1 protein-coding gene and 1 pseudogene are annotated in these 1,029 nt (G+C 75.5%); both read right to left on the bottom strand.

Annotated elements, in window-relative coordinates:
• Nucleotides 1-21: 21 nt before the first annotated feature.
• Nucleotides 22-270, bottom strand: coding sequence for a hypothetical protein (locus BI06_RS32865; protein WP_030394767.1), 249 nt, complete (start codon nucleotides 268-270; stop codon nucleotides 22-24).
• 43 nt (nucleotides 271-313) lie between these two features.
• Nucleotides 314-1,029 (bottom strand): annotated as a pseudogene (locus BI06_RS32860) (hypothetical protein); the annotation flags it as partial.

Raw genomic sequence — 1,029 nt, 5'->3', positions numbered from 1 at the left:
AGAACCGGTCCGGGTACGCCGTCAGGACGGGAGGCCGACCAGCCCCGGAGCCTCGCCCGTGACGTGGCCGGTCGCCTGGCCGACCACGCCGCCCGCGTCGCCGACCTGCCCCGGGAGCGCGTCCGAGGCCGAGGCGAGGGGCCCGCCCTGGAGGGGTCCGGCCAGATCGCCCTGGCCGCCGAGGGCGGCGGCATGGGCGGCGGGAGCGGTCAGGGAGGCCACGACGCCGACGGCGAGCGAGGCGACGGCCAGCATGCTGCGCTTCTTCATGCCCCCTCCAACGAGGCTCCGCCACCCGGGTTACGGGAGACCGTCAGCCCGTCGAGGTGATCGGGCTGTCCGTCGCCGTCCCGAACAGGCGCACCGAGGCGGAGACCCGGTACAGCGTGCTCAGGGTCTGCTGCGACGGGCGCCGCAGACAGGCCGACAGCTCCACGACCTCCGCCTGCCCGTTCGGGATGACCACCTGCTGCGCGACGAGCTGCCGGGTGCCGCCGTGGACCGCGCAGTCCTTGTCGACCACGACGTCCTGGAGCAGCACCGACCGGCCCGCTGCCTCGGTGGCGAGCTTCTCGTCCCGGACCAGCCGGAACGAGACGATCATCGAGTTTTCCAGCAGCCCCCCCGAGGCGAGGCACACGGGCTGCTGGACGCCGTTGCGGATCGGGCAGCCGGCCTCCCGGGCCAGTGGCTGGGAGGCGAGGTAACCGACGGGCTCCGGCCGTCCGGCCGTGGCGAGGAGGGTGAGGTCGGACCAGGCCTCCGGTAGATCGAGGACCACCCCGTCCAGCAGGGTGAACCGGGTCGGGCGGATCGGACCGAACGCGTCGCCCGTCGGGTCCTCCGTCGAACCGCCGTCGGCTCCGACGCTGGGGGAGTCGGACGGCGAGGGATTCCTCGGGTCGCCCGGGCCGGGGGAGACGCTCGCCGAGGCCTCGGGGGAGTCGGCGGGCGCACCGCTCGGCGCACCGGCGGGCGGGATCGCGCCGAGGGCCGGTCCCGAGGCGGCGGGGCTCAGCACGGTGCCCG

This window comes from Kitasatospora sp. MBT66 (genome assembly GCF_000710405.2).
In the GTDB taxonomy this organism is placed as follows: domain Bacteria; phylum Actinomycetota; class Actinomycetes; order Streptomycetales; family Streptomycetaceae; genus Kitasatospora; species Kitasatospora purpeofusca.
The sequence above is the reverse complement of the archived record's forward strand: the minus strand, read 5'-3'. Positions and strand labels throughout refer to the sequence as shown.